Consider the following 20,631-nt stretch of genomic DNA (forward strand, 5'->3'; position numbering starts at 1 on the left):
CCCCGGGGCCGTAGCACCTTGAACGGTGCGGGACAATGGAGTACGTGACTCGGATCGTGATCATCGGTGGTGGACCCGGCGGCTACGAAGCGGCGCTGGTGGCGGCGCAGCTCGGCGCGGAGGTGACCGTCGTCGACTGCGACGGTCTGGGCGGAGCGTCGGTGCTGACCGACTGCGTGCCGTCGAAGACCCTTATCGCTACGGCCGAGGTGATGACCACCTTCGACTCCTCGTACGAGGAACTGGGGATCACCGTCGCCGACACCCCCTCCGACGGCGGCCCCGCCCAGGATCTCCCGGCGGACCAGGTGGTGGGCGTCGACCTGGGGAAGGTCAACCGCCGGGTGAAGCGGCTGGCGCTCGCCCAGTCCCACGACATCACCGCCTCCGTGACGCGGGCCGGCGCCCGGGTCGTGCGCGGGCACGGCCGGCTGGAGGGCATGCAGGCGCTCGACGGGTCGCGCACGGTCGTCGTCAGGGCGGCCGACGGGAGCGAGGAGCGGCTCACCGCCGACGCCGTGCTGATCGCGACCGGCGGCCACCCGCGCGAGCTGCCCGACGCCCAGCCGGACGGCGAGCGCATCCTCAACTGGACCCAGGTCTACGACCTCACCGAGCTGCCCGAGGAGCTCATCGTGGTCGGCTCGGGTGTCACCGGTGCCGAGTTCGCCGGCGCCTACCAGGCACTCGGCTCGAAGGTCACGCTGGTGTCCTCCCGCGACCGTGTGCTGCCGGGTGAGGACCCGGACGCGGCCGGCGTCCTGGAGGACGTCTTCCGCCGCCGCGGCATGAACGTCATGGCGCGCTCGCGGGCCGCCGCGGCCAAGCGGGTCGGGGACCGCGTGGAGGTGACGCTGGCGGACGGCCGGGTCATCACGGGCAGCCACTGCCTGATGGCCGTCGGCGCCATCCCCAACAGCGCCGGGCTCGGCCTGGAGGAGGCCGGCGTCAAACTGCGCGAGTCCGGTCACATCTGGACCGACAAGGTGTCGAGGACGACGGCTCCGGGCGTGTACGCGGCCGGCGACGTGACCGGAGTCTTCGCGCTGGCGTCGGTGGCGGCGATGCAGGGACGTATCGCCATGTACCACTTCCTCGGCGACGCGGTGGCCCCGCTGAACCTGAAGACGGTCTCCTCCAACGTCTTCACCGACCCCGAGATCGCCACCGTCGGCTACAGCCAGGCCGACGTCGACGCCGGCAAGATCGACGCCCGCTGCGTGAAGCTGCCGCTGCTGCGCAACCCGCGCGCCAAGATGCAGGGCATCCGGGACGGATTCGTCAAGATCTTCTGCCGTCCGGGCACGGGCATCGTGGTCGGCGGCGTGGTCGTAGCGCCGCGCGCCTCGGAACTGATCCACCCCATCTCGATCGCCGTCGACAACAATCTGACGGTCGAACAGATCGCGAACGCCTTCACCGTGTATCCCTCGCTGTCGGGGTCGATCGCAGAGGTGGCACGGCAGTTGCACACGCGCAAGGCGACGGCCGAGGCGTAGGCGGGTCCGGCGTCCTGACCGACTCCCCATCGGTCACGGGGAGTTGCGGACCATGCCGGTGGCACGGGCGAGGGGACCAGGCCCTATACCACCTCGCACCCTGCCCTGCGAACAACTTCTGCTATTCGGCGCAAACTGCTGAAAGCAGACGGTCGCTGGGGTTACTGTCAGTTTCGTGTTCGCTGCTGAACGTCGCCAATTGATCCTCGAAATGGTGCGAGCGAACGGTGCCGTGTCGCTCCGTGAACTCGCCCGCGTCGTCCAGACCTCCGAAGTGACCGTACGGCGGGACGTGCGGGCGCTGGAGGCCGAAGGACTCCTCGACCGCCGGCACGGCGGTGCGGTACTCCCGGGTGGGTTCACCCGGGAGTCCGGCTTCCCGCAGAAGTCGCATCTCGCGACCGCGGAGAAGACGGCCATCGCCGACCTCGCCGCGAGCCTCGTCGAAGAGGGCGAGGCGATCGTCGTGGGCGCGGGTACCACCACTCAGGAGCTGGCCCGCCGGCTCGCCCGGGTGCCCGGCCTGACCGTCGTCACCAACTCCCTGCTGGTCGCGCAGGCGTTGGCCCATGCCAACCGCGTGGAGGTCGTGATGACCGGCGGCACGCTGCGCGGCTCCAACTACGCGCTCGTCGGGTCGGGGGCGGAGCAGTCGCTGCACGGGCTGCGGGTGTCCAAGGCCTTCCTGTCGGGGAGCGGGCTGACGGCCGAACGGGGCCTGTCCACCTCCAACATGCTGTCGGCGTCCGTCGACCGGGCCCTGGTGCAGGCCGCCGCGGAGGTGGTGGTCCTCGCCGACCACACCAAGCTCGGTACGGACACGATGTTCCAGACCGTCCCGACCGATCTCATCACCCGCCTGGTGACGGACGAGCCCCCGGGCCACGACGACCGCGCGGCCACCGAGCTCCAGGCCCTCGCCGACCAGGGCGTCCAGATCGCCGTGGCCGGCGCGACGGGAAACCCGGTGGCGGACCAGCCCCCGCCCCGCGACCGTCGCCGTGAGGTCCCGCTCCCGGGCCCCCGCCGCAACCAGCCGCCGAGCGCGAACCTCCGCCCGGCGTCCCTGGGCGGGGAACAGCCGCACGGCACGGAACGCCCGGCCGCGCGGGTGGCGGACCTCCGGAGGCGATGAGGGGCGTCGAACCGCCCTTGGGACCTTAGGACCGCCTTCGGGGCCTTAGGACCGCCTTCGGGGCCTTGGAGCCGCCCTCGGGAGAGACTTCCGACCGTCCTGCGCAAAGACTTCCGACCGCCCTACGGAAAGCACGGCGCCCGGCGGGCCGCTCTCGCGGCTCGCCGGGCGCCTGTGCGTGTGGTGCGGGTGCTCCGGGGGATCAGTCCTTGATCTCGCAGATGACGGCGCCGGAGGTGATGGAGGCGCCGACGTCGGCCGACAGGCCCTTGATGGTGCCGCTGCGGTGGGCGTTGAGGGGCTGCTCCATCTTCATGGCCTCCAGGACGACGACCAGGTCGCCTTCCTTCACCTCCTGGCCCTCCTCGACGGCGACCTTGACGATGGTGCCCTGCATCGGGGAGGCGAGGGTGTCGCCGGAGGCGACGGGGCCGGACTTCTTCGCGGCGCGACGCTTGGGCTTGGCGCCCGCGGCGAGGCCGGTGCGGGCCAGGGACATGCCCAGCGAGGTGGGCAGGGAGACCTCCAGGCGCTTGCCGCCGACCTCGACGACGACGGTCTCGCGGCCCGCTTCCTCGTCGGTGTCGGTCTCGGCGAGGGCGGTGAAGGGCTTGATGTCGTTGACGAACTCGGTCTCGATCCAGCGGGTGTGGACCGTGAACGGGTCGGTGGAGTCGGTCAGTTCGGGGGCGAACGCCGGGTCGGTGACGACCGCGCGGTGGAAGGGGATGGCGGTGGCCATGCCCTCGACCTGGAACTCCTCCAGGGCGCGGGCAGCCCGCTGGAGGGCCTCCTTGCGGGTGCGGCCGGTCACGATCAGCTTGGCCAGCAGGGAGTCCCAGGCCGGGCCGATGACGCTGCCGGACTCCACGCCCGCGTCCAGGCGAACGCCGGGGCCGGACGGCGGGGCGAAGTTCGTCACGGTGCCGGGGGCGGGCAGGAAGCCTCGGCCCGGGTCCTCGCCGTTGATGCGGAACTCGAAGGAGTGGCCGCGCAGCGGCGGGTCGTCGTAGCCGAGTTCCTCGCCGTCGGCGATACGGAACATCTCGCGGACCAGGTCGATGCCGGCGACCTCTTCGGTGACCGGGTGCTCGACCTGGAGGCGGGTGTTGACCTCGAGGAAGGAGATCGTGCCGTCCTGGCCGACGAGGAACTCGCAGGTGCCGGCGCCGACGTAGCGGGCCTCCGTGAGGATGGCCTTGGAGGCGCGGTACAGCTCGGCGACCTGAGCCTCGGACAGGAACGGCGCGGGGGCCTCCTCGACCAGCTTCTGGTGGCGGCGCTGGAGGGAGCAGTCGCGGGTGGAGACGACGACCACGTTGCCGTGCTGGTCGGCCAGGCACTGGGTCTCCACGTGGCGGGGCCGGTCCAGGTAGCGCTCGACGAAGCACTCGCCGCGGCCGAAGGCGGCCACGGCCTCGCGTACCGCGGACTCGTACAGCTCGGGGACCTCGTCCAGGGTGCGGGCGACCTTGAGGCCGCGTCCGCCGCCGCCGAAGGCGGCCTTGATGGCGATCGGCAGGCCGTGCTCCTCGGCGAAGGCCACGACCTCCTCGGCGCCGGAGACGGGGTCGGGCGTGCCGGCCACCAGCGGGGCGCCGGCGCGCTGGGCGATGTGCCGGGCGGCGACCTTGTCGCCGAGGTCGCGGATGGCCTGCGGCGGCGGGCCGATCCAGATCAGGTCGGCGTCGAGCACGGCCTGGGCGAAGTCGGCGTTCTCCGAGAGGAAGCCGTAGCCGGGGTGGATCGCGTCCGCGCCGGACTCCTTCGCGGCCTTGAGTACCTTGTCGATGTCCAGGTAGCTGGTGGCCGGGGTGTCACCGCCCAGGGCGAACGCCTCATCCGCGGCGCGGACATGCAGAGCGTCCCGGTCCGGGTCGGCGTAGACGGCCACGCTCGCGATACCGGCGTCCCGGCAGGCCCGGGCAACGCGGACAGCGATTTCGCCACGGTTGGCGATGAGCACCTTGCGCACGATTGAGGCTCCCTCCTTGAAACAAGCCGAGTTTAGGGACTGCCGACACGGCACTTCGACCCGTCCCCGATGGTGAGCTTGCCCACACGGAGCGTGATTCGAGGCGCGCTCGACCTGCGAAATCCCTTGTCGCATCGCTGTACGCAGGACTCCTCCGGAAAACCCTAGCCCTCCCATGTGGCCAAGGTCTCTGTGAGGGCGTGCTGCGACGCACTTCGTTTCTTTGTGGAGTCCCTACGAATGGCCCAACGATTCTTTGCCGGTGGCAGAACCCTTGTCCCCCGGTTTACCCGTTAGTAGCGTTCACGATGTCTCGGCGGTACTCGCGGTAACAGGGCTCCGGACGGAGCGGCAGTCGGAAGTGGGTGGGACCGGTGCGCAGACCGGTGGCGTGGGTGGTGGCGGTCGTGCTCTTCGCCGAGGCGTTCGGCGTGGTGGCGCTGAACTGGTTCCTCGGCGAGGTCGTGCACCGGCAGAGGATGTCCCTGGCTGGCCTGGATCCGAACGTGATGTCGAACTCGTCGAAGGCCGGCGGTCTGGTCTTCGGCCTCTACTTCGCCCTGTGCGGGCTGGTCGCCCTGCTCGTGGCGGTACGGGGCCGCCGCCCGGCCGGCTTCGGACGCGTCCTGCTGATCAGCGCGGCCGTGGCGCACGGGCTGCTGGGCGCGTTCGCCTGGGGACTGGTGGGCTGGCGGGCGTTCCTGTTCATGGTGCTGGTGCTCGGGCTCATCGTGCTGCTGCTGATGACGTACGACCGCGAGGAGGGGACGGCCGGTGAAGTGCCGGGCGGCGGCGCCTGGGACAAGGGTGGCCCAGGGTTCGAGGCCGACCCAGGGTCCGGGAGCGCCCCCGGGCCCGCGAACCAAGCGGATCACGGGAGCGAGGCGCCCCGGCCTGTCACCCCTCCGGCCGAGGCCCGCACTCGCTGATCAGTCCTCGGCGGGCGCCCACAACTCGGTGATGCCCACGCCGAGTTCGGCCAGCAGGCGGCGGATCAGGGGCAGGCTGATGCCGATGACGTTGCCGTGGTCGCCGTCGATGCCGTCGATGAACGGCGCCGAGCGGCCGTCCAGGGTGAAGGCGCCGGCCACGTACAGCGGCTCGCCCGAGGCGACGTACGCGGCGATCTCCTCGTCCGTCGGCTCGCCGAAGCGGACCACGGTGGAGGCGGTGGCCGAGGCGTGCCGCCCGCTCTCCGTGTCCCAGACGCAGTGCCCGGTCTGGAGGGTGCCGGCCCGGCCGCGCATCGCCTTCCAGCGGGCGGTGGCCTCCTCGGCGTCGGAGGGCTTGCCCAGGGCGTGGCCGTCCAGGTCGAGCACGGAGTCGCAGCCGATCACCAGCGCGCCCCGGACCTCCGGCCGGGCGGCCACCACGGAGGCCTTCGCCTCGGCGAGCGCGAGGGCCAGTTCGGCGGGGGTGGGCGCGGTGATCGCGTCCTCGTCGACGCCGCTGACGATGACCTCCGGGTCGAGCCCGGCCTGCCGGAGCAGCCCGAGCCGGGCGGGGGACTGGGAGGCGAGCACGAGTCGGCGGCGCGGCTGGTCTGTCATACGGTCAGCGTATCGGCGGCGGCTCTTCCGGCTCACCTCACGCCGATCACGAACATCGCCAGCACCATGGCCAGTGCCATGAGAATCCCCAGCCGCCGCAACATGTCCTGCGTGTCACGCAGTTCCTTCGGCGGCTCGTTCTCGGGATCGGACCACAGCATCCTCCGATCGTGCGACCGCGACCACGCCACGCGCCTGAGTACGCGTACTCAACTTTGCCCCACACCCGCCCCACCGAGCGCTCACGCGGGCGGGCCGGCCGCGCCGCCTCAACGGCTGAACCGAACTTGACGACCGGGGTCCGACCCCGGTTCACCGCTCCGACGTCGGCCCTGTGGCTGTGGGCGCTACTGAGCGGGACAGCGGCCGGCCGGCGGACGGGTAGACCCGGGGCGGAGCCATGCCCGAGCACACAGGGAGACGCCGAGGAACCCGGCCGGAACACAGGGGCGACGCCCAGCCGAGACGCAGGGACGGGGTGCGGGGGGCGGAGCCCCAGGTGCGGTCGCTTGAGTTCTGCCGAGTCGGGCGGGCGGTGGGGCAGGCACGCGGGGTGCAGCCCCGGCGGGGTGCGGGGGCGGAGCTCCGCCGGGGTTGGGGCGGAGCCCCAGGGAACGGTCACTTGAGCCTTACCGAGTCGGGCGGGCGGTGTGCCAAGCACCCTGGGCGGAGCCCCTCAGGGGTGCAGGGGCGGAGCCCTGCGGGGTCGGGGGCGGAACCCCAGGTGCGGTCGCTTGAGTTCTGCCGAGTCGGGCGGGCGGTGCGGCAGGCACGCGGGGTGCAGCCCCGGCGGGGTGCGGGGGCGGAGCCCCTCAGGGGTGCGGGGGCGGAGCCCCGGGTGGCGGTCGCCTCAACCCTACCGAGCCGGGCGGGTGGGTGGGCAAAGCGGGGCGCAGCCCGGCAGGGGCGCAGGGGCGGAGCCCCAGGGAACGGTCGCCTGAGCCCTGCCGAGTCGGGCGGGCGGTGCGGCAGGCACGCGGGGTGCAGCCCCGGCGGGGTGCGGGGGCGGAGCCCCGCCGGGGTCTGGGGCGGAGCCCCGGGGAACGGTCTCCTGGGCCCCACCGAGTCGGGCGGGCGCGTGGGTAAAGCACTCTGGGCGGACGGTGGCGGGCGGTCAGCCGGGCCAGTAGGTGCGGGACCAGGCCGTCGGGCCCGGGTGCGGGACCAGGTGGGTGGCGATGCGGGACGGATCGGACCAGGAGTCTCGGGGGGCCGGCGCGCCGGACGGCGTGCTGGCTGCCGCCGCGGCGCGGGCCCGGACCACCGCCAGGGCGGCGGCAAGCTCCTCCGGGGTCGGATTGCCTCGTACGACCTTGATCACAGCGGCTCCTTACAGGGGGATGTTGCCGTGCTTCTTCGGAGGCAGGGATTCCCGCTTGGTGCGCAGTTGACGCAGGCCGCGCACGAGGTGGGAGCGGGTGTCGGAGGGTTTGATCACGGCGTCGACGTAGCCGCGTTCGGCCGCGACGTAGGGGTTGAGGAGGGCGTCCTCGTACTCCTGGATGAGGCGGGCGCGGGTCGCCTCGGCGTCGCCCGTGGCCTCGGCCTCGGCGATGGTGCGGCGGTGCAGGATGTTGACCGCGCCCTGGGCGCCCATGACGGCGATCTGGGCGGTCGGCCAGGCCAGGTTGAGGTCGGCGCCCAGGTGCTTGGAGCCCATGACGTCGTAGGCGCCGCCGAAGGCCTTGCGGGTGATCACGGTGATCAGCGGAACCGTCGCCTCGGCGTAGGCGAAGATCAGCTTGGCGCCGCGGCGGATGATGCCGGTGTGCTCCTGGTCGACGCCCGGGAGGAAGCCGGGCACGTCGACGAAGGTGAGCACGGGCACGTTGAAGGCGTCGCAGGTCCGTACGAAGCGGGCGGCCTTCTCGGAGGCGTCGATGTCCAGGCAGCCGGCGAACTGCATGGGCTGGTTGGCGACGATGCCGACCGGGTGGCCCTCCACCCGCCCGAACCCGGTGAGGATGTTCGGCGCGAACAGCGGCTGGGTCTCGAAGAACTCGGCGTCGTCCAGGACGTGCTCGATCACCGTGTGCATGTCGTACGGCTGGTTCGCGCTGTCCGGGACGACCGAGTCCAGCTCCAGGTCCTCGCCGGTGACCGCCACGTCGGCCTCCTCGGGGAAGACCGGCGGCTCGGAGAGGTTGTTCGAGGGCAGGTACGACAGCAGCTGCTTGACGTACTCGATCGCGTCCTTCTCGTCCCCGGCCATGTGGTGGGCCACGCCGGAGGCGGTGTTGTGGGTGCGGGCGCCGCCCAGCTCCTCGAAGCCGACGTCCTCGCCGGTGACCGTCTTGATGACGTCCGGGCCGGTGATGAACATGTGCGAGGTCTGGTCGACCATGATCGTGAAGTCGGTGATCGCCGGCGAGTAGACCGCGCCGCCCGCGCACGGGCCCACGACCAGGCTGATCTGCGGGATCACCCCGGAGGCGTGGGTGTTGCGGCGGAAGATCTCCCCGTACGCGCCGAGGGAGGCGACCCCCTCCTGGATCCGGGCGCCGCCCGAGTCGTTGATCCCGATGACCGGGCAGCCGGTCTTCAGGGCGAAGTCCATCACCTTGACGATCTTCTGCCCGTAGACCTCGCCGAGCGCTCCGCCGAAGACGGTGAAGTCCTGCGAGAACACCGCGACCGGGCGGCCGTCGACCATGCCGTAGCCGGTGACGACGCCGTCCCCGTACGGCCGGTTCTGCTCCAGGCCGAAGTTGGTGGAGCGGTGCCGGGCGAACTCGTCCAGCTCGACGAACGACCCCTCGTCGAGCAGCAGTTCGATCCGCTCGCGAGCCGTCAGCTTCCCCTTGGCGTGCTGCTTCTCCACGGCGCGCTCGGAGCCGGCGTGCGTCGCTGCCAGGACGCGGCGCTGAAGATCCGCGATCTTGCCCGCGGTCGTGTGAATGTCGATCTCTTGGCGCTCTTCCGGCTCGGACATCGGGATCGCGGCTCCCTGCCTGCTCACAAGGGGGGACGGTTACTCATCCGTAGCGTAGTAGGGCGTCCGCCGTTCGGCAGTGCGGCGTTTCCCACACCTAGGGTGGCTTGCATGACGCCCCGAGATGCAGCAGACGGCAACCCCGACAACACGCCGCACGACAGCCGCTGGTCCGACCTGGACCGCCCGCCCCTGAACGCCGGGGCCCTGCGGCGCGGGCTGGTACGGGCGGACGGGCTGTGGTCCGAGGTGGACGTGGTGCAGAGCACGGGCTCCACGAACACGGACCTGGTGGCCCGCGCCGCCGCCGGGAAGGCCGCCGAGGGTGCCGTCCTGGTCGCCGAGGAGCAGACCTCCGCCCGGGGCCGTCTGGACCGCCGGTGGACGGCCCCGCCCCGCTCCGGGCTGTTCTTCTCGGTGCTGCTGCGGCCCAGCGAGGTGCCGGTGGCCCGCTGGGGCTGGCTGCCGCTGCTCACCGGCGTCGCGGTGGCCACGGGCCTGTCCCGGGCCGCCGGGGTCGACACGGCGCTGAAGTGGCCGAACGACCTGCTGGTGACCGTCGGCGGTGAGGAGCGCAAGGCCGGCGGCATCCTGGCCGAGCGGGCCGGCGAGGGCGCCGTGGTCATCGGCGTCGGCGTCAACGTCACGCTGCGGCAGGAGGAGCTTCCCGTCCCGCGGGCCGGCTCCCTCGCCCTCGCCGGAGCCGTGAGCACCGACCGCGATCCGCTGCTGCGGGCGGTCCTGCGCTCCCTGGAGGACTGGTACGGCCGATGGCGGGCGGCGGGAGGCGATCCGGCCGCGAGCGGTCTCCAGGAGACGTACGCGGCGGGCTGTGCGACGCTCGGGCGGGTGGTCCGGGCGGAACTGCCGGGCGACCGGTCGTTGGTGGGGGAGGCGGTCGCGGTGGACGGCGACGGCCGGCTGGTCATCGCCACGGAGGAGGGAGTGCAGGAGCCGGTCGGCGCGGGCGACATCGTGCATCTGCGCCCCGTGTGAATCGGTGCCGGTCAGCTCCTCCCTCGGCGCAGCCTGACGGAGTGAGCTGGCGCACACCTGCCGTAGAGTTGAGGCCGGTCGATACCTGACCGTGGCAGATCGGAAGGGCAGCAGGCGTGACCGTCGACGACACGGGCTCCGGCGCGGACGCGGACGGCCGGGAGGAGCCTCCGCCATTCCCGTCCTCGCTCGAGCAGGAGGACTCCGACGACGCCGAATCCGGCGGACACCCTCTCGCGCTGCGTCTCGAACAGCTCATCCTGGGCGCGGAGCGGCGCTACACCCCGTTCCAGGCGGCCCGCAGCGCCGGCGTCTCCATGGAGCTGGCCTCCCGCTTCTGGCGGGCCATGGGCTTCGCCGACATAGGCCAGGCCAAGGCGCTCACGGAGGCCGACGTACTGGCCCTGCGGAGGCTCGCCGGTCTGGTCGAGGCGGGGCTGCTCAGCGAGGCCATGGCCGTGCAGGTGGCCCGGTCCACCGGGCAGACCACCGCCCGTCTGGCCGAATGGCAGATGGACTCCTTCCTGGAGGGCCTGACCGAGCCGCCCGAGCCCGGCATGACCCGCACCGAGGTCACGTACCCGATCGTCGAGCTGCTGCTGCCCGAGCTGGAGGAGTTCCTGGTCTACGTCTGGCGCCGCCAGCTCGCCGCCTCGGCCGGCCGGGTCGTGCAGGCCGCCGACGACGAGGAGATGGTCGACCGGCGGCTGGCCGTGGGCTTCGCGGACCTCGTCGGCTTCACCCGGCTGACCCGCCGTATGGAGGAGGAGGAGCTCGGAGAGCTGGTCGAGGCGTTCGAGACGACCTCGGCCGACCTCGTGGCCGCGCGCGGCGGCCGGCTCATCAAGACGCTCGGCGACGAGGTGCTGTACGCCGCCGACGACGCCGGAACGGCGGCGGACATCGCGCTGCGGCTGGTCGAGACGATGGCCCACGACGAGACGATGCCGGAGCTGCGGGTGGGCATGGCGTTCGGCACGGTGACCACTCGTATGGGCGATGTGTTCGGCACCACCGTCAACCTCGCCTCCCGGCTCACCTCGATAGCGCCGCGTGACGCCGTCCTGGTGGACAGCGCCTTCGCCGAGGAGCTGATCCGTACCGGGGACGCCCCGGCGTCCGAGGCGGAGGCGGCCGAGGCCGCGGCGGCCGCGGAGAAGGAGGGCGAGGAGCCGCCGGTGTACCGGTTCGCCCTTCAGCCGATGTGGCAGCGTCCGGTGCGCGGTCTGGGCGTGGTCGAGCCCTGGCTGCTCACCCGGCGGAGCGACGGGACCCCGTAACCGGCGGTCGCGGTCCGGATCAGCGGCCGGGGACGGCCTCGACGCCGACGCAGAGCCCGATGATCGGCAGGCACAGACCGCCCCCGCCGGAGGGCGGGGCCGGGGGCTGCGTACTCCGGCTCGGGGCCGGTGCGGGGCGCGGGGCCGGGGCCGTGCTGGCGGACGGCCGTGGTGCGTTGGTGGGCTCCGGGTGCTCGGGGTGCTCGGGGTGCTCGGGGTACTCCGGCGGGTCCGGGTCCTCGGGGAGTGCCGTGGGAACGGTCGTGGTCTCCGGGAGCGCCGAGGGCTCCGCGGCGGCCGTCGCCGCGGACGGGGACGCCACCGGTACGGCGCTTCCGTCCGGGACCGGTGCGCCGCTCACCCCGTGCAGGGCGACGGTCGCCGAGGTCGCGGTCGCCGGACCTGCCCCGATCGTGCTGGAGGTGTCGGCGGGGGTTCCGGCGGAGCCGCCCGAGTTGTGGCCCGGGGCCGCGTGGGGTTCGGCCTCCGCGGCGCCCAGGCGGGTCGGCCCGGACTCGGGCGCCAGCCGTACGAGGCTCAGCACGCCGGCGGCCACCGCGAGCCCACCGGCGGCCAGCAGCGCCTTGCGCGGCCGGCGCCTGCGGTGCCGTCCGCGGGCACGGGGGCCCCAGGGCCGCGTCCATGCGCCGGCGGCGTCCTCCGCCGTGGCGCCGGCGCCTATGCCTGTGCTGTCGCAGTGATCGCCGTTGTCGTTCTTGTTGCCGTCGTTCTTGTGGCCGTCTTGCCGGACTGTGGCCGTGTGCGTCGTCATCGCCGTCCTCCCCGATGCGCTCGCGCCCCCCGATGCGCCATGGCGGAGGCACGTTATGCGCTCTCATGGGGGTTCGGCGGGAGTTGGCCGGGGATGTCACTCGAACGGGGGGCCGGGTCTCGACAACGGGGCCGCGCCTGTGCCTCGTCCGCCCTTTCCTCGGCGCGGGCCCTGCTGCGATGATCGGGGCAGGTTTCTTGTTAACCCGCGTTAACCAGGAGGGTGTCATGAGCGAGGAGCGGTTCGGCGAGTTCGTGCTGGTGCGACGGCACGACTACGTCGCGGAGCTCGTCCTGGACCGGCCCAAGGCGATGAACGCCGTGTCCACGGACATGGCCCGGTCGATCGCAGGGGCGTGTGCGGCGCTCGCCGCCGACCGGGACGCGCGCGTGGTCGTCCTGACGTCCTCGCACCAGCGGGCGTTCTGCGTCGGCGCCGACCTGAAGGAGCGCAACTCCTTCAGCGACGCCAACCTGGTGCGCCAGCGCCCGGTCGCGCGCGGGGCGTACACCGGCGTACTGGAGCTGCCGATGCCGACGATCGCCGCCGTGCACGGGTTCGCGCTCGGCGGCGGCTTCGAACTGGCCCTGTCCTGCGATGTGATCGTGGCCGACCGTACGGCCGTGGTGGGGTTGCCGGAGGTCTCGGTGGGGGTGATCCCCGGCGGCGGCGGTACGCAGCTGCTGCCCCGGCGGGTGGGCGCCGCGCGGGCGGCCGAACTGATCTTCACGGCGCGGCGGCTGGAGGCGCCTGAGGCGGCCGAGCTGGGCCTCGTGGACCGCCTGGTGGACGAGGGCCGGGACCGCGAGGAGGCCCTGGAGCTGGCCTCCCGGATGGCGGCGAACTCGCCGGTCGGACTGCGCGCCGCCAAGCGCGCCCTACGGCTCGGACACGGGCTCGACCTGCGGGCCGGCCTGGAGGTCGAGGACGCGGCCTGGCGCTCGGTCGCCTTCTCCGCGGACCGCGCGGAGGGAGTGGCAGCCTTCAACGAAAAGCGCCCCCCGCACTGGCCGGGCGAGTAGCCACCCCTTCGCGACAACTGCACCCCACACCGACCGGGACGGCGGCCACTCGACACCGAACAGTCCGGCGACCGCCGCGCTGACCGGAGAAGCCGGGCGCCACCGCAGGGCACGGACGGCCCGCGGCCCCACACCTGCCGTCTGCCGGGACCGCGGTACCGGCCGGGTTGCGGCGGCCCGGCGCTGTTGCCGTCGTGCTCGGCGGTGCCGGCCGTCCGGTGCCGAGCCGGAGTCGGCGTCCGGCGACTGCGGGCAGCCGTGCAGCGCGCTGATCGGTAGAGGTCGGTGCCGCCGTCGGGCGCGGACGGCCCGCGGCCTCGTGCTTGCCGTCAGGCATGATCGCCGGGCCGTGTGGCCGCCGTGTCGGCGGGGCTGTGGCTGCCTGGTGCTGTGGTCGTGGTGCTTGGCCGGGCTGCGGCTGCCTGGCGCTGTGGTCGGCGGGTGGTGGCTGTTCGGCCTCTGGCGGGGAGCCGGCAGTCGGGCGGCTGCCGGCGGCTGCGTCGCGCACTGGCCGGAGGGGTCGGGAGCCCGTCTGCCGGGCCCGGACGGCCTGCGGCCCTGCACCTGCCGTTCGCCGTGACCGCCGTGCTCGGCGAGCCGCGCGCCTGGCCGGGGCCCCGGGCGCCGTGCCTCGCGGATTCGGGGGCGTGCGAGCCCGTGTGGGATTCTGTGGGCCCGGCGGAGTCGTTCGCGGCGCACTGGCAGGTGGGCCAATGTCTCGATTCATCTGAAACATCCCTAGCCTGGGGTGATGGGCGAGAACAGGCGGCTGGCGGACGTCGTGGCGTTGGCGCAGGGGATGGCCGCGGCGCAGACCTCGCGTGAGTCGTGGCGGGCGGCGGCGCTCGGCGCGTGCCGGGCGCTGGAGGGGAGCTTCGCCGCGCTCTCGGTGTGGGAGCGCGAGCACGGCCGGCTGCGGGTCCTGGTGAACGTGGGGGACCGTGCGCCGGAAGAGGCGGAGTTCCCGGAGGGCGAGGCCTACCCGGTGCACCAGTTCCCGGAGATCACCGAGTTCCTGCACGAGCGGTGGGCCTCGGGCGGCGAACCCGACGCCTGGGTGGAGACCGCCGACGGCGCGGCCGCGGGCCACCCCGGCTACAGCCACCAGCGCGTCGCCGCGCTGCGCAGGCGAGGGCGCGGCTGCTGCGTGGTCGCGCCGATCGTGCAGCACGGACGCGCCTGGGGAGAGCTCTACGTCGCCCGTCCGGTCGGCACCCCCCTCTTCGGCCGCTCCGACGCCGACTTCGCCACCGTGCTGGCGGCCGTGGTCGCCGCCGGGCTCGCCCAGAGCGAGCGGCTGGAGGAGGCCCGCAAGCTGGCGTTCACGGACGCGCTGACCGGACTCGCCAACCGCCGTGCCGTCGACGTGATGCTCGACGAGGCGATCGAGCGGCACCGCGCGGACGGCGTCGTCGTCAGCCTCGTCGTCTGCGACCTCAACGGACTCAAGCAGGTCAACGACACCCTCGGCCACGCCGTCGGCGACCGGCTCCTCGAACGGTTCGGCTCCGTGCTGTCGCTGTGCGGCGCGATGGTGCCGGGCGCGCTCGTGGCACGGCTCGGCGGCGACGAGTTCTGCCTGGTCGCGGTCGGCCCCTCGGCCGACGACGTGATCAAGGCGGCCGACGAGCTGTGCCGGCGCGCGGCCGAGCTGGAGCTGGGCGAGGGCGTCGCCTGCGGGGTGGCCTCGACGGAGCACGCGATCCGGCCGGTGCCGTCGGCCCGGCGGCTGTTCCGGCTCGCCGACGCCGCCCAGTACCGGGCGAAGGCGCTGCGCGCCGACCGGCCCGTGGTCGCCGGCCGTGAGGGCGCGCAGGACCCGGTCGTCCGCCTCGTCGACGCGCCCCCGCCCGCACCGGAGGCCCCGGTGGAGCGGCGCCGCTTCCGGGGCCGCAGGCCCTGACCGGCACCCGGGGTTTTCGGCCGCGAGTTGTAAGAGGCACTCCCGGCATCCACTAGTGACATCTTCGCATTCACTGCGTACGCTCCTGAATATGGATATGCATACTGTGGTGGTGGGGACGTCGGGGGTCACGGCGTCCGACGTTCTCGCCGTGGCGCGCGGCGGCGCCCGTATCGAGCTCTCCGACGAGGCGGTGGCGGCCCTCACGGCGGCCCGGGAGATCGTGGACGCGCTGGCGGCCAAGCCCGAACCCGTCTACGGCGTCAGCACCGGCTTCGGCGCCCTGGCGACCCGGCACATCAGCCAGGAGCTGCGCACCCAGCTCCAGCGCAACATCGTCCGCTCGCACGCCGCCGGCATGGGCCCGCGGGTCGAGCGCGAGGTCGTGCGGGCGCTGATGTTCCTGCGGCTCAAGACCGTGTGCTCCGGGCACACCGGCGTACGCCCCGAGGTCGCGCAGACCATGGCCGACGTGCTCAACGCCGGCATCACCCCGGTCGTGCACGAGTACGGCTCCCTCGGCTGCTCCGGCGACCTCGCCCCGCTGTCCCACTGCGCCCTCACCCTCATGGGCGAGGGTGACGCGGAGGGTCCCGACGGCGTCGTACGCCCCGCCGCCGAGCTGCTCGCCGAGCACGGCATCCAGCCCGTCGAGCTGCGCGAGAAGGAGGGCCTGGCCCTCCTCAACGGCACCGACGGCATGCTCGGCATGCTGATCATGGCCCTCGCCGACCTCGACACCCTGTACAAGTCCGCCGACATCACCGCCGCCCTCAGCCTGGAGGCGCTGCTCGGCACGGACAAGGTCCTCGCCCCCGAGCTGCACGCCATCCGCCCGCACCCGGGACAGGGCGCCTCCGCCGCCAATATGCTGGCCGTGCTCAAGGGTTCCGGCCTCACCGGGCACCACCAGGGCGACGCGCCCCGCGTCCAGGACGCCTACTCCGTGCGGTGCGCCCCGCAGGTCGCCGGCGCCGGCCGGGACACCCTCGCGTACGCCCGGCTGGTCGCCGAGCGGGAACTCGCCTCCGCCGTGGACAACCCCGTCGTCCTGCCCGACGGCCGTGTGGAGTCCAACGGCAACTTCCACGGCGCCCCGGTCGCCTACGTGCTGGACTTCCTCGCCATCGCCGCAGCCGACCTCGGCTCGATCGCCGAGCGCCGTACCGACCGGCTGCTCGACAAGAACCGCAGCCACGGCCTGCCGCCGTTCCTCGCCGACGACGCCGGCGTCGACTCGGGTCTGATGATCGCCCAGTACACGCAGGCCGCGCTGGTCAGCGAGATGAAGCGGCTCGCCGTACCGGCGTCCGCCGACTCCATCCCGTCCTCCGCCATGCAGGAGGACCACGTCTCCATGGGCTGGTCGGCGGCGCGCAAGCTGCGCACGGCCGTCGGCAACCTGAACCGGATCATCGCGGTCGAGCTGTACGCCGCCGCGCGCGCCGTTCAGCTGCGCGAGGGCCTGACCCCGGCTCCGGCGAGCCAGGCGGTCATCGACGCCGCTCGCGAGGCGGGCGTCGAGGGACCGGGTCCGGACCGCTTCCTCGCGCCCGACCTCGCCGCGGCGGACGCCTTCGTGGCGGACGGCCGGCTCGTCGCGGCGGCCGAGACCGTCACCGGCCCGCTCCAGTAAGTCGGCGGGCCGGGGGCCAAGTCGAGGGAGCGCCGGGCGGGTTCAGAAGCCCAGGCGCTCCCGGCGCACGGAGTAGACCACGAAGCCGGCGCCCAGTATGAGGAGCGCGGTGCCGCCGGCGACGTACGGAGTGGTGTCGATGCTTCCGGTGTCGGCGAGTTCGGTCCCGCTCCCGGCGGAGGCGTCCTCCCGGGCGCCGGACGTCTCCGCCGCCGAGGCGGGCCGCCCCTGCTCCGTGACCTGGGCGGTCGGTACCGCCGGGCCCGCCCCTCTCGCCGGAGTGCCCACCGACGCGTCCGCGGAGGGGACGAACCACAGGGCGCCCAGCAGGGTGCCCGCGGCGGTGGCGGTCAGCAACGTACGGCGAGCGGATGACACGGAATATCGATCCCCTTGTGGCGCTGGCGAATTGGCCGTGTGGGGCGATGTTAGTGAACGTCGCGGGTCACAGGAAAGTCACGGGACGTTTGAGCCGTACCCTCCGACCATGAGCACTCCAGAGACTTCACGTTTTGTACGCCTCAGTGTCGAGCTCGTCCTCGAGATCGAGGACGAGGACGCCGTCATCGGGGCGGCCCGCAGCCGGATCGCCGAGCACATCGAGGACGGCGAACTGGACCCCGCGGAGCGGGCGCACGCCGAGGGCGCTGTGACGGAAGACACCGCCGAGGCCCTGGCGTACCTGGTCGATCCGTTCGACCTGGTCGGTGAGGTGCCGGGGGTGGAACTCCAGCAGGCCTCCTGGTCGAGCGAACCCATCGCGTACGACCCGGATTCGCCCGACTGGGAGTTCGGCGAGGATGATGACGACGAGGAAGCCGACGAGGAAGGCGACGAGGGCGACGAGGACGGGGACGACGAGAAGGTGGGCGGCGCCGGACACTCCGGCTGACGTCGCCCGGATCACATCGGCGACCCCGGCCGCAACCGACGTCCGGGGTTTCGTCGTCTCATGCAACGTGCAGGCCGGGCAGCGCACCGTCCGCTACGGCGGACGTGGCGAGTCCCACATTTCCACGACGTGGGAAGGGGACGAAACGGTCGTAGCGTTGAGGTTTCGCGACGGGGGCCTCGAGGGGTTTTGGGACTCGCCAACGATGGAGAAGCGTGTGATGACGAACAGTAAGCGGCGCAAGCGCCTGACGGCCGCGTCCGCACTGCTCGGCGGTGTACTGGTGCTCACGGGCTGTTCCGGCAGCAGCGACGCGGCCGACGGCGGTGGCGACACCTCGCAGGCCAAGGCCGACAAGGCCGCGGCCGAGGAGTCGTCGGAGGCCCAGATCAAGATCACACCAGCGGACGGCTCCGACAACGCCTCGATCAACAACTCCGCCGCCGTGACCGTGGCCAAGGGCACGCTGACGAAGGTCAGCATGACGACGGCCGACGGTACGGCCGTCGAGGGGCAGATATCGGCCGACAAGAAGAGCTGGAAGCCCGACGCCCAACTCCAGCGCGCCACCACCTACAAGGTCGCCGCGAGCGCCACCGACGCCAAGGGCCGGGCCGCTCACGAGAACGCCTCCTTCACCACGGTCGCCCCGGCGCACAGCTTCATCGGTTCCTTCAATCCGGACAACGGCACCACGGTCGGCGTCGGCATGCCCGTCTCGATCAACTTCGACAAGGCGATCACCAACAAGGCGGCCGTCCAGAAGGGCATCACCGTCACCTCCTCCAGCGGCCAGGAGGTCGCCTGCCACTGGTTCGGTGTGCAGCGCATGGACTGCCGTCCCGAGCAGTACTGGCAGGAGAACTCCACCGTCACGCTGAAGCTCGACCTCGACGGCGTCGAGGGCGCCCAGGGCGTCTACGGCGTCCAGCAGAAGACGGTCACCTTCAACATCGGCCGCAACCAGGTCTCCTACGTCGACGCGAAGACCAAGCAGATGAAGGTCACGCGGAACGGAAAGGTCGTCAAGACCATCCCGATCTCCGCGGGGTCGCCCGAGAACAAGACGTACGAAGGCCGGATGGTGATCTCCGAGAAGTTCAAGGAGACCCGGATGAACGGCGCGACGGTCGGTTTCACCGACGACGACGGCAAGGGCGAGTACGACATCAAGGACGTGCCGCACGCCATGCGCCTGACCAACTCCGGCACCTTCATCCACGGCAACTACTGGGGCGGGCCGGGCGTCTTCGGCAACGTCAACACCAGCCACGGCTGTGTCGGCCTGCAGGACAAGAAGGGCGCGAACGACCCGAACACGCCGGGCTCGTGGTTCTTCGACAACTCGATCGTCGGTGACGTCGTCGTCGTCCAGAACACCGGCGACAAGACCGTCGCCCCGGACAACGGCCTCAACGGCTGGAACATGAGCTGGGCGCAGTGGAAGGCCGATTCGGCCGCCTGACGACCGCTTGCCCGTGAAGACCGGTGCCGCCCCTCGGGGCCGCACCGGTCTTCTCATGCTTCTCTTATGACGGCCTCAAGACCTCATCAGGCGGCGCTCCTACCGTCGGCGCATGTTCTTCACCTACCTGAGGCGCGAGCTGCGCCGCCGTCGAAAGGCGGCTCTCGTCGTCGCCTCCGGCCTCGCGCTGGGCATCGCGCTGGTCATCGTGGTCAACTCCGTGTCCAACGGCATGGGCAGGGCGCAGGACAAGGTCCTGCAGTCGCTGTACGGGCTGGGCACGGACATGACCGTCAGCAAGGCCGCCACGCCGCCGTCCGGCGACTCGCGCCCGCGCTTCAAGTTCGACGCCAAGGGGAACGGCGACGAGGGCGAGCAGAGCAGTGACCGGGTCATGGCGCAGGGCTTCACCACCCTGTCCGCCTCCACGGTCACCAAGGTGGCGGACCAGCAGGGCGTCTCCTCCGCGGTCGGCGGGCTCAGCCTCAACGTGGTGAGGGTCAACGGCCAGTTCACCCGCGGCCAGTTCCAGCAGGGCGGCGGCGGTGGCGAGACGCGCGGGGCGCCCGGCTCCGGGCCGCAGGGCCGGGTCATGGGCGGCGGCGCCGACTTCGACGTCAACCAGTACACGGTCTACGGCACCGACGTCACCCGGCCGGAGCTCGGCCCGCTGACCTCCTCGGAGATCACCGACGGCCGCACCTTCAAGTCCGGCGAGACCGACGCCAAGGTCGCCGTCGCCGACTCGGCGTATGCCAAGGAGAAGAAGCTCAAGGTCGGTGGCAGCGTCACCATCAAGGGCGTCAAGTACGAGGTCATCGGCATCGCCACCGCGAGCAGCGGGGACGCGGCGGCCAACTTGTACATCCCGCTGAAGCAGGCGCAGACCCTCAGCGGCGACAAGGACAAGGTCACCACGATCTACGTCAAGGCGGCCGACTCCCAGCAGATCGACGCCGTCAAGAGCGCCATCCAGAAGAACGTCCCGGGAACCACGGTCACCACCTCCGCCGACCTGGCCAAGACCGTCTCCGGCTCCCTGTCCACCGCCTCCGATCTGGCCACCACCGTCGGCAAGTGGCTGTCCATCGCGGTGCTCGTGGCCGCCTTCCTCGTCGCCGGCCTGCTGACCTCCTCGGCGGTCTCCCGGCGGGTGCGCGAGTTCGGCACGCTCAAGGCGCTGGGCTGGAAGTCGGGCCGGGTGACCCGGCAGGTGGTCGGCGAGGCCGTCGTCAACGGCCTGGTCGGTGGCGCCCTCGGGATCGCGCTCGGCCTGGCGGGCGCGTACGCGGTGACCGCGATCAGTCCGACGCTTCAGGCGCAGCTGGGTGGTTCCGGTGGCGGCCCGGGTGGCGGGGGCGTCTTCCGCGGCGGCGGGGGCCTCGGCGGACCCGGCCGGCAGGCCGCGAAGTCCCTGGAGGTCGCGCTGACCGCGCCGGTCAGCCTCACCACTATCGTCCTCGCGGTCGGCCTCGCCGTGGCCGGCGGCCTGATCGCGGGCGCGTTCGGCGGCTGGCGGGCCTCCCGGCTGCGCCCGGCCGACGCCCTGCGGCGCGTCGAGTAGCGCGCCGCCC

The 20,631-nt window shown here is 72.4% G+C and carries 18 protein-coding genes; 11 read left to right on the plus strand and 7 right to left on the minus strand.

What is annotated here, in order from left to right:
- Positions 1 to 35 precede the first annotated feature (35 nt).
- Both ACWEK3_RS18850 and ACWEK3_RS18855 read left to right on the plus strand, forming a co-directional pair.
- Complete coding sequence (locus ACWEK3_RS18850; RefSeq protein WP_361415816.1) at positions 36 to 1,499, plus strand: NAD(P)H-quinone dehydrogenase; 1,464 nt, start codon at positions 36 to 38, stop codon at positions 1,497 to 1,499.
- A gap of 175 nt (positions 1,500 to 1,674) precedes the next feature.
- Positions 1,675 to 2,634 (plus strand): DeoR/GlpR family DNA-binding transcription regulator, encoded by a 960-nt coding sequence (locus ACWEK3_RS18855; RefSeq protein ID WP_390723192.1) that lies wholly within the window; start codon positions 1,675 to 1,677, stop codon positions 2,632 to 2,634.
- 202 nt (positions 2,635 to 2,836) lie between these two features.
- On the opposite strand, the gene ACWEK3_RS18860 is transcribed toward ACWEK3_RS18855, so the two are convergent.
- Positions 2,837 to 4,609, minus strand: coding sequence for an acetyl/propionyl/methylcrotonyl-CoA carboxylase subunit alpha (locus tag ACWEK3_RS18860; RefSeq protein ID WP_450543484.1), 1,773 nt, complete (start codon positions 4,607 to 4,609; stop codon positions 2,837 to 2,839).
- A 365-nt stretch (positions 4,610 to 4,974) separates the two neighbouring features.
- Here ACWEK3_RS18860 and ACWEK3_RS18865 point away from each other — a divergent pair, with 365 nt between their 5' ends.
- A complete protein-coding gene (locus ACWEK3_RS18865; RefSeq protein ID WP_450543482.1) occupies positions 4,975 to 5,538 on the plus strand; it encodes a hypothetical protein in 564 nt (187 codons plus the stop codon).
- On the opposite strand, the gene ACWEK3_RS18870 is transcribed toward ACWEK3_RS18865, so the two are convergent.
- From ACWEK3_RS18870 to ACWEK3_RS18885, 4 genes are all read right to left on the minus strand, one after another.
- Positions 5,539 to 6,159, minus strand: coding sequence for a Maf family protein (locus ACWEK3_RS18870; RefSeq protein ID WP_453250151.1), 621 nt, complete (start codon positions 6,157 to 6,159; stop codon positions 5,539 to 5,541).
- A 32-nt stretch (positions 6,160 to 6,191) separates the two neighbouring features.
- Positions 6,192 to 6,320: a morphogenic membrane protein MmpB gene (mmpB, locus tag ACWEK3_RS18875; protein WP_361427639.1), complete on the minus strand. Its 129-nt coding sequence runs from the start codon at positions 6,318 to 6,320 to the stop codon at positions 6,192 to 6,194.
- Between the two features lie 953 nt (positions 6,321 to 7,273).
- Complete coding sequence (locus tag ACWEK3_RS18880) at positions 7,274 to 7,480, minus strand: acyl-CoA carboxylase subunit epsilon (RefSeq protein WP_453250152.1); 207 nt, start codon at positions 7,478 to 7,480, stop codon at positions 7,274 to 7,276.
- 9 nt (positions 7,481 to 7,489) lie between these two features.
- Entirely contained in the window at positions 7,490 to 9,091 is a 1,602-nt protein-coding gene (locus ACWEK3_RS18885) for an acyl-CoA carboxylase subunit beta (RefSeq protein ID WP_376398283.1), read from the minus strand.
- A 111-nt stretch (positions 9,092 to 9,202) separates the two neighbouring features.
- On the opposite strand from ACWEK3_RS18885, the gene ACWEK3_RS18890 reads away from it, so the two are divergent.
- Both ACWEK3_RS18890 and ACWEK3_RS18895 read left to right on the plus strand, forming a co-directional pair.
- Complete coding sequence (locus ACWEK3_RS18890) at positions 9,203 to 10,087, plus strand: biotin--[acetyl-CoA-carboxylase] ligase (RefSeq protein ID WP_450543477.1); 885 nt, start codon at positions 9,203 to 9,205, stop codon at positions 10,085 to 10,087.
- A gap of 116 nt (positions 10,088 to 10,203) precedes the next feature.
- Positions 10,204 to 11,367 carry an adenylate/guanylate cyclase domain-containing protein gene (locus tag ACWEK3_RS18895; RefSeq protein WP_450543475.1) on the plus strand — a complete coding sequence of 388 codons (1,164 nt, stop codon included), beginning with the start codon at positions 10,204 to 10,206 and terminating at the stop codon, positions 11,365 to 11,367.
- 19 nt (positions 11,368 to 11,386) lie between these two features.
- Here the strand turns inward: ACWEK3_RS18895 and ACWEK3_RS18900 are convergent, their stop codons facing one another.
- Positions 11,387 to 12,139 carry a hypothetical protein gene (locus tag ACWEK3_RS18900; RefSeq protein ID WP_450543473.1) on the minus strand — a complete coding sequence of 251 codons (753 nt, stop codon included), beginning with the start codon at positions 12,137 to 12,139 and terminating at the stop codon, positions 11,387 to 11,389.
- Positions 12,140 to 12,366: 227 nt separating this feature from the next.
- Here ACWEK3_RS18900 and ACWEK3_RS18905 point away from each other — a divergent pair, with 227 nt between their 5' ends.
- The 3 genes from ACWEK3_RS18905 to hutH all read left to right on the plus strand — a co-directional run bounded on the left by ACWEK3_RS18905 (position 12,367) and on the right by hutH (position 16,700).
- Positions 12,367 to 13,161 carry an enoyl-CoA hydratase/isomerase family protein gene (locus tag ACWEK3_RS18905; protein WP_453250153.1) on the plus strand — a complete coding sequence of 265 codons (795 nt, stop codon included), beginning with the start codon at positions 12,367 to 12,369 and terminating at the stop codon, positions 13,159 to 13,161.
- Positions 13,162 to 13,912: 751 nt separating this feature from the next.
- A complete protein-coding gene (locus tag ACWEK3_RS18910) occupies positions 13,913 to 15,064 on the plus strand; it encodes a GGDEF domain-containing protein (RefSeq protein ID WP_390877625.1) in 1,152 nt (383 codons plus the stop codon).
- 97 nt (positions 15,065 to 15,161) lie between these two features.
- On the plus strand, positions 15,162 to 16,700 hold the full coding sequence (gene hutH, locus ACWEK3_RS18915; RefSeq protein WP_383057239.1) for a histidine ammonia-lyase: 1,539 nt from the start codon (positions 15,162 to 15,164) through the stop codon (positions 16,698 to 16,700).
- 42 nt (positions 16,701 to 16,742) lie between these two features.
- On the opposite strand, the gene ACWEK3_RS18920 is transcribed toward hutH, so the two are convergent.
- On the minus strand, positions 16,743 to 17,078 hold the full coding sequence (locus ACWEK3_RS18920; protein WP_450543469.1) for an LAETG motif-containing sortase-dependent surface protein: 336 nt from the start codon (positions 17,076 to 17,078) through the stop codon (positions 16,743 to 16,745).
- 109 nt (positions 17,079 to 17,187) lie between these two features.
- Here ACWEK3_RS18920 and ACWEK3_RS18925 point away from each other — a divergent pair, with 109 nt between their 5' ends.
- From ACWEK3_RS18925 to ACWEK3_RS18935, 3 genes are all read left to right on the plus strand, one after another.
- A complete protein-coding gene (locus ACWEK3_RS18925) occupies positions 17,188 to 17,592 on the plus strand; it encodes a hypothetical protein (protein WP_450543467.1) in 405 nt (134 codons plus the stop codon).
- 220 nt (positions 17,593 to 17,812) lie between these two features.
- Positions 17,813 to 19,057 carry a L,D-transpeptidase gene (locus ACWEK3_RS18930; RefSeq protein WP_450543465.1) on the plus strand — a complete coding sequence of 415 codons (1,245 nt, stop codon included), beginning with the start codon at positions 17,813 to 17,815 and terminating at the stop codon, positions 19,055 to 19,057.
- Positions 19,058 to 19,169: 112 nt separating this feature from the next.
- A complete protein-coding gene (locus ACWEK3_RS18935; protein WP_450543463.1) occupies positions 19,170 to 20,621 on the plus strand; it encodes an ABC transporter permease in 1,452 nt (483 codons plus the stop codon).
- Positions 20,622 to 20,631: the final 10 nt, after the last annotated feature.

This window comes from Streptomyces sp. NPDC004721 (genome assembly GCF_053601495.1).

Coding starts and splice junctions, on each gene's coding strand:
- ACWEK3_RS18850 (WP_361415816.1), top strand. CDS start 36: ATGGAGTACGTGACTCGGATCGTGATCATCGGTGGTGGACCCGGCGGC.
- ACWEK3_RS18870 (WP_453250151.1), bottom strand. CDS start 6,159: ATGACAGACCAGCCGCGCCGCCGACTCGTGCTCGCCTCCCAGTCCCCC.
- mmpB (WP_361427639.1), bottom strand. CDS start 6,320: ATGCTGTGGTCCGATCCCGAGAACGAGCCGCCGAAGGAACTGCGTGAC.
- ACWEK3_RS18885 (WP_376398283.1), bottom strand. CDS start 9,091: ATGTCCGAGCCGGAAGAGCGCCAAGAGATCGACATTCACACGACCGCG.
- ACWEK3_RS18890 (WP_450543477.1), top strand. CDS start 9,203: ATGACGCCCCGAGATGCAGCAGACGGCAACCCCGACAACACGCCGCAC.
- ACWEK3_RS18900 (WP_450543473.1), bottom strand. CDS start 12,139: ATGACGACGCACACGGCCACAGTCCGGCAAGACGGCCACAAGAACGAC.
- ACWEK3_RS18905 (WP_453250153.1), top strand. CDS start 12,367: ATGAGCGAGGAGCGGTTCGGCGAGTTCGTGCTGGTGCGACGGCACGAC.
- ACWEK3_RS18910 (WP_390877625.1), top strand. CDS start 13,913: ATGGGCGAGAACAGGCGGCTGGCGGACGTCGTGGCGTTGGCGCAGGGG.
- hutH (WP_383057239.1), top strand. CDS start 15,162: ATGCATACTGTGGTGGTGGGGACGTCGGGGGTCACGGCGTCCGACGTT.
- ACWEK3_RS18925 (WP_450543467.1), top strand. CDS start 17,188: ATGAGCACTCCAGAGACTTCACGTTTTGTACGCCTCAGTGTCGAGCTC.
- ACWEK3_RS18930 (WP_450543465.1), top strand. CDS start 17,813: ATGACGAACAGTAAGCGGCGCAAGCGCCTGACGGCCGCGTCCGCACTG.
- ACWEK3_RS18935 (WP_450543463.1), top strand. CDS start 19,170: ATGTTCTTCACCTACCTGAGGCGCGAGCTGCGCCGCCGTCGAAAGGCG.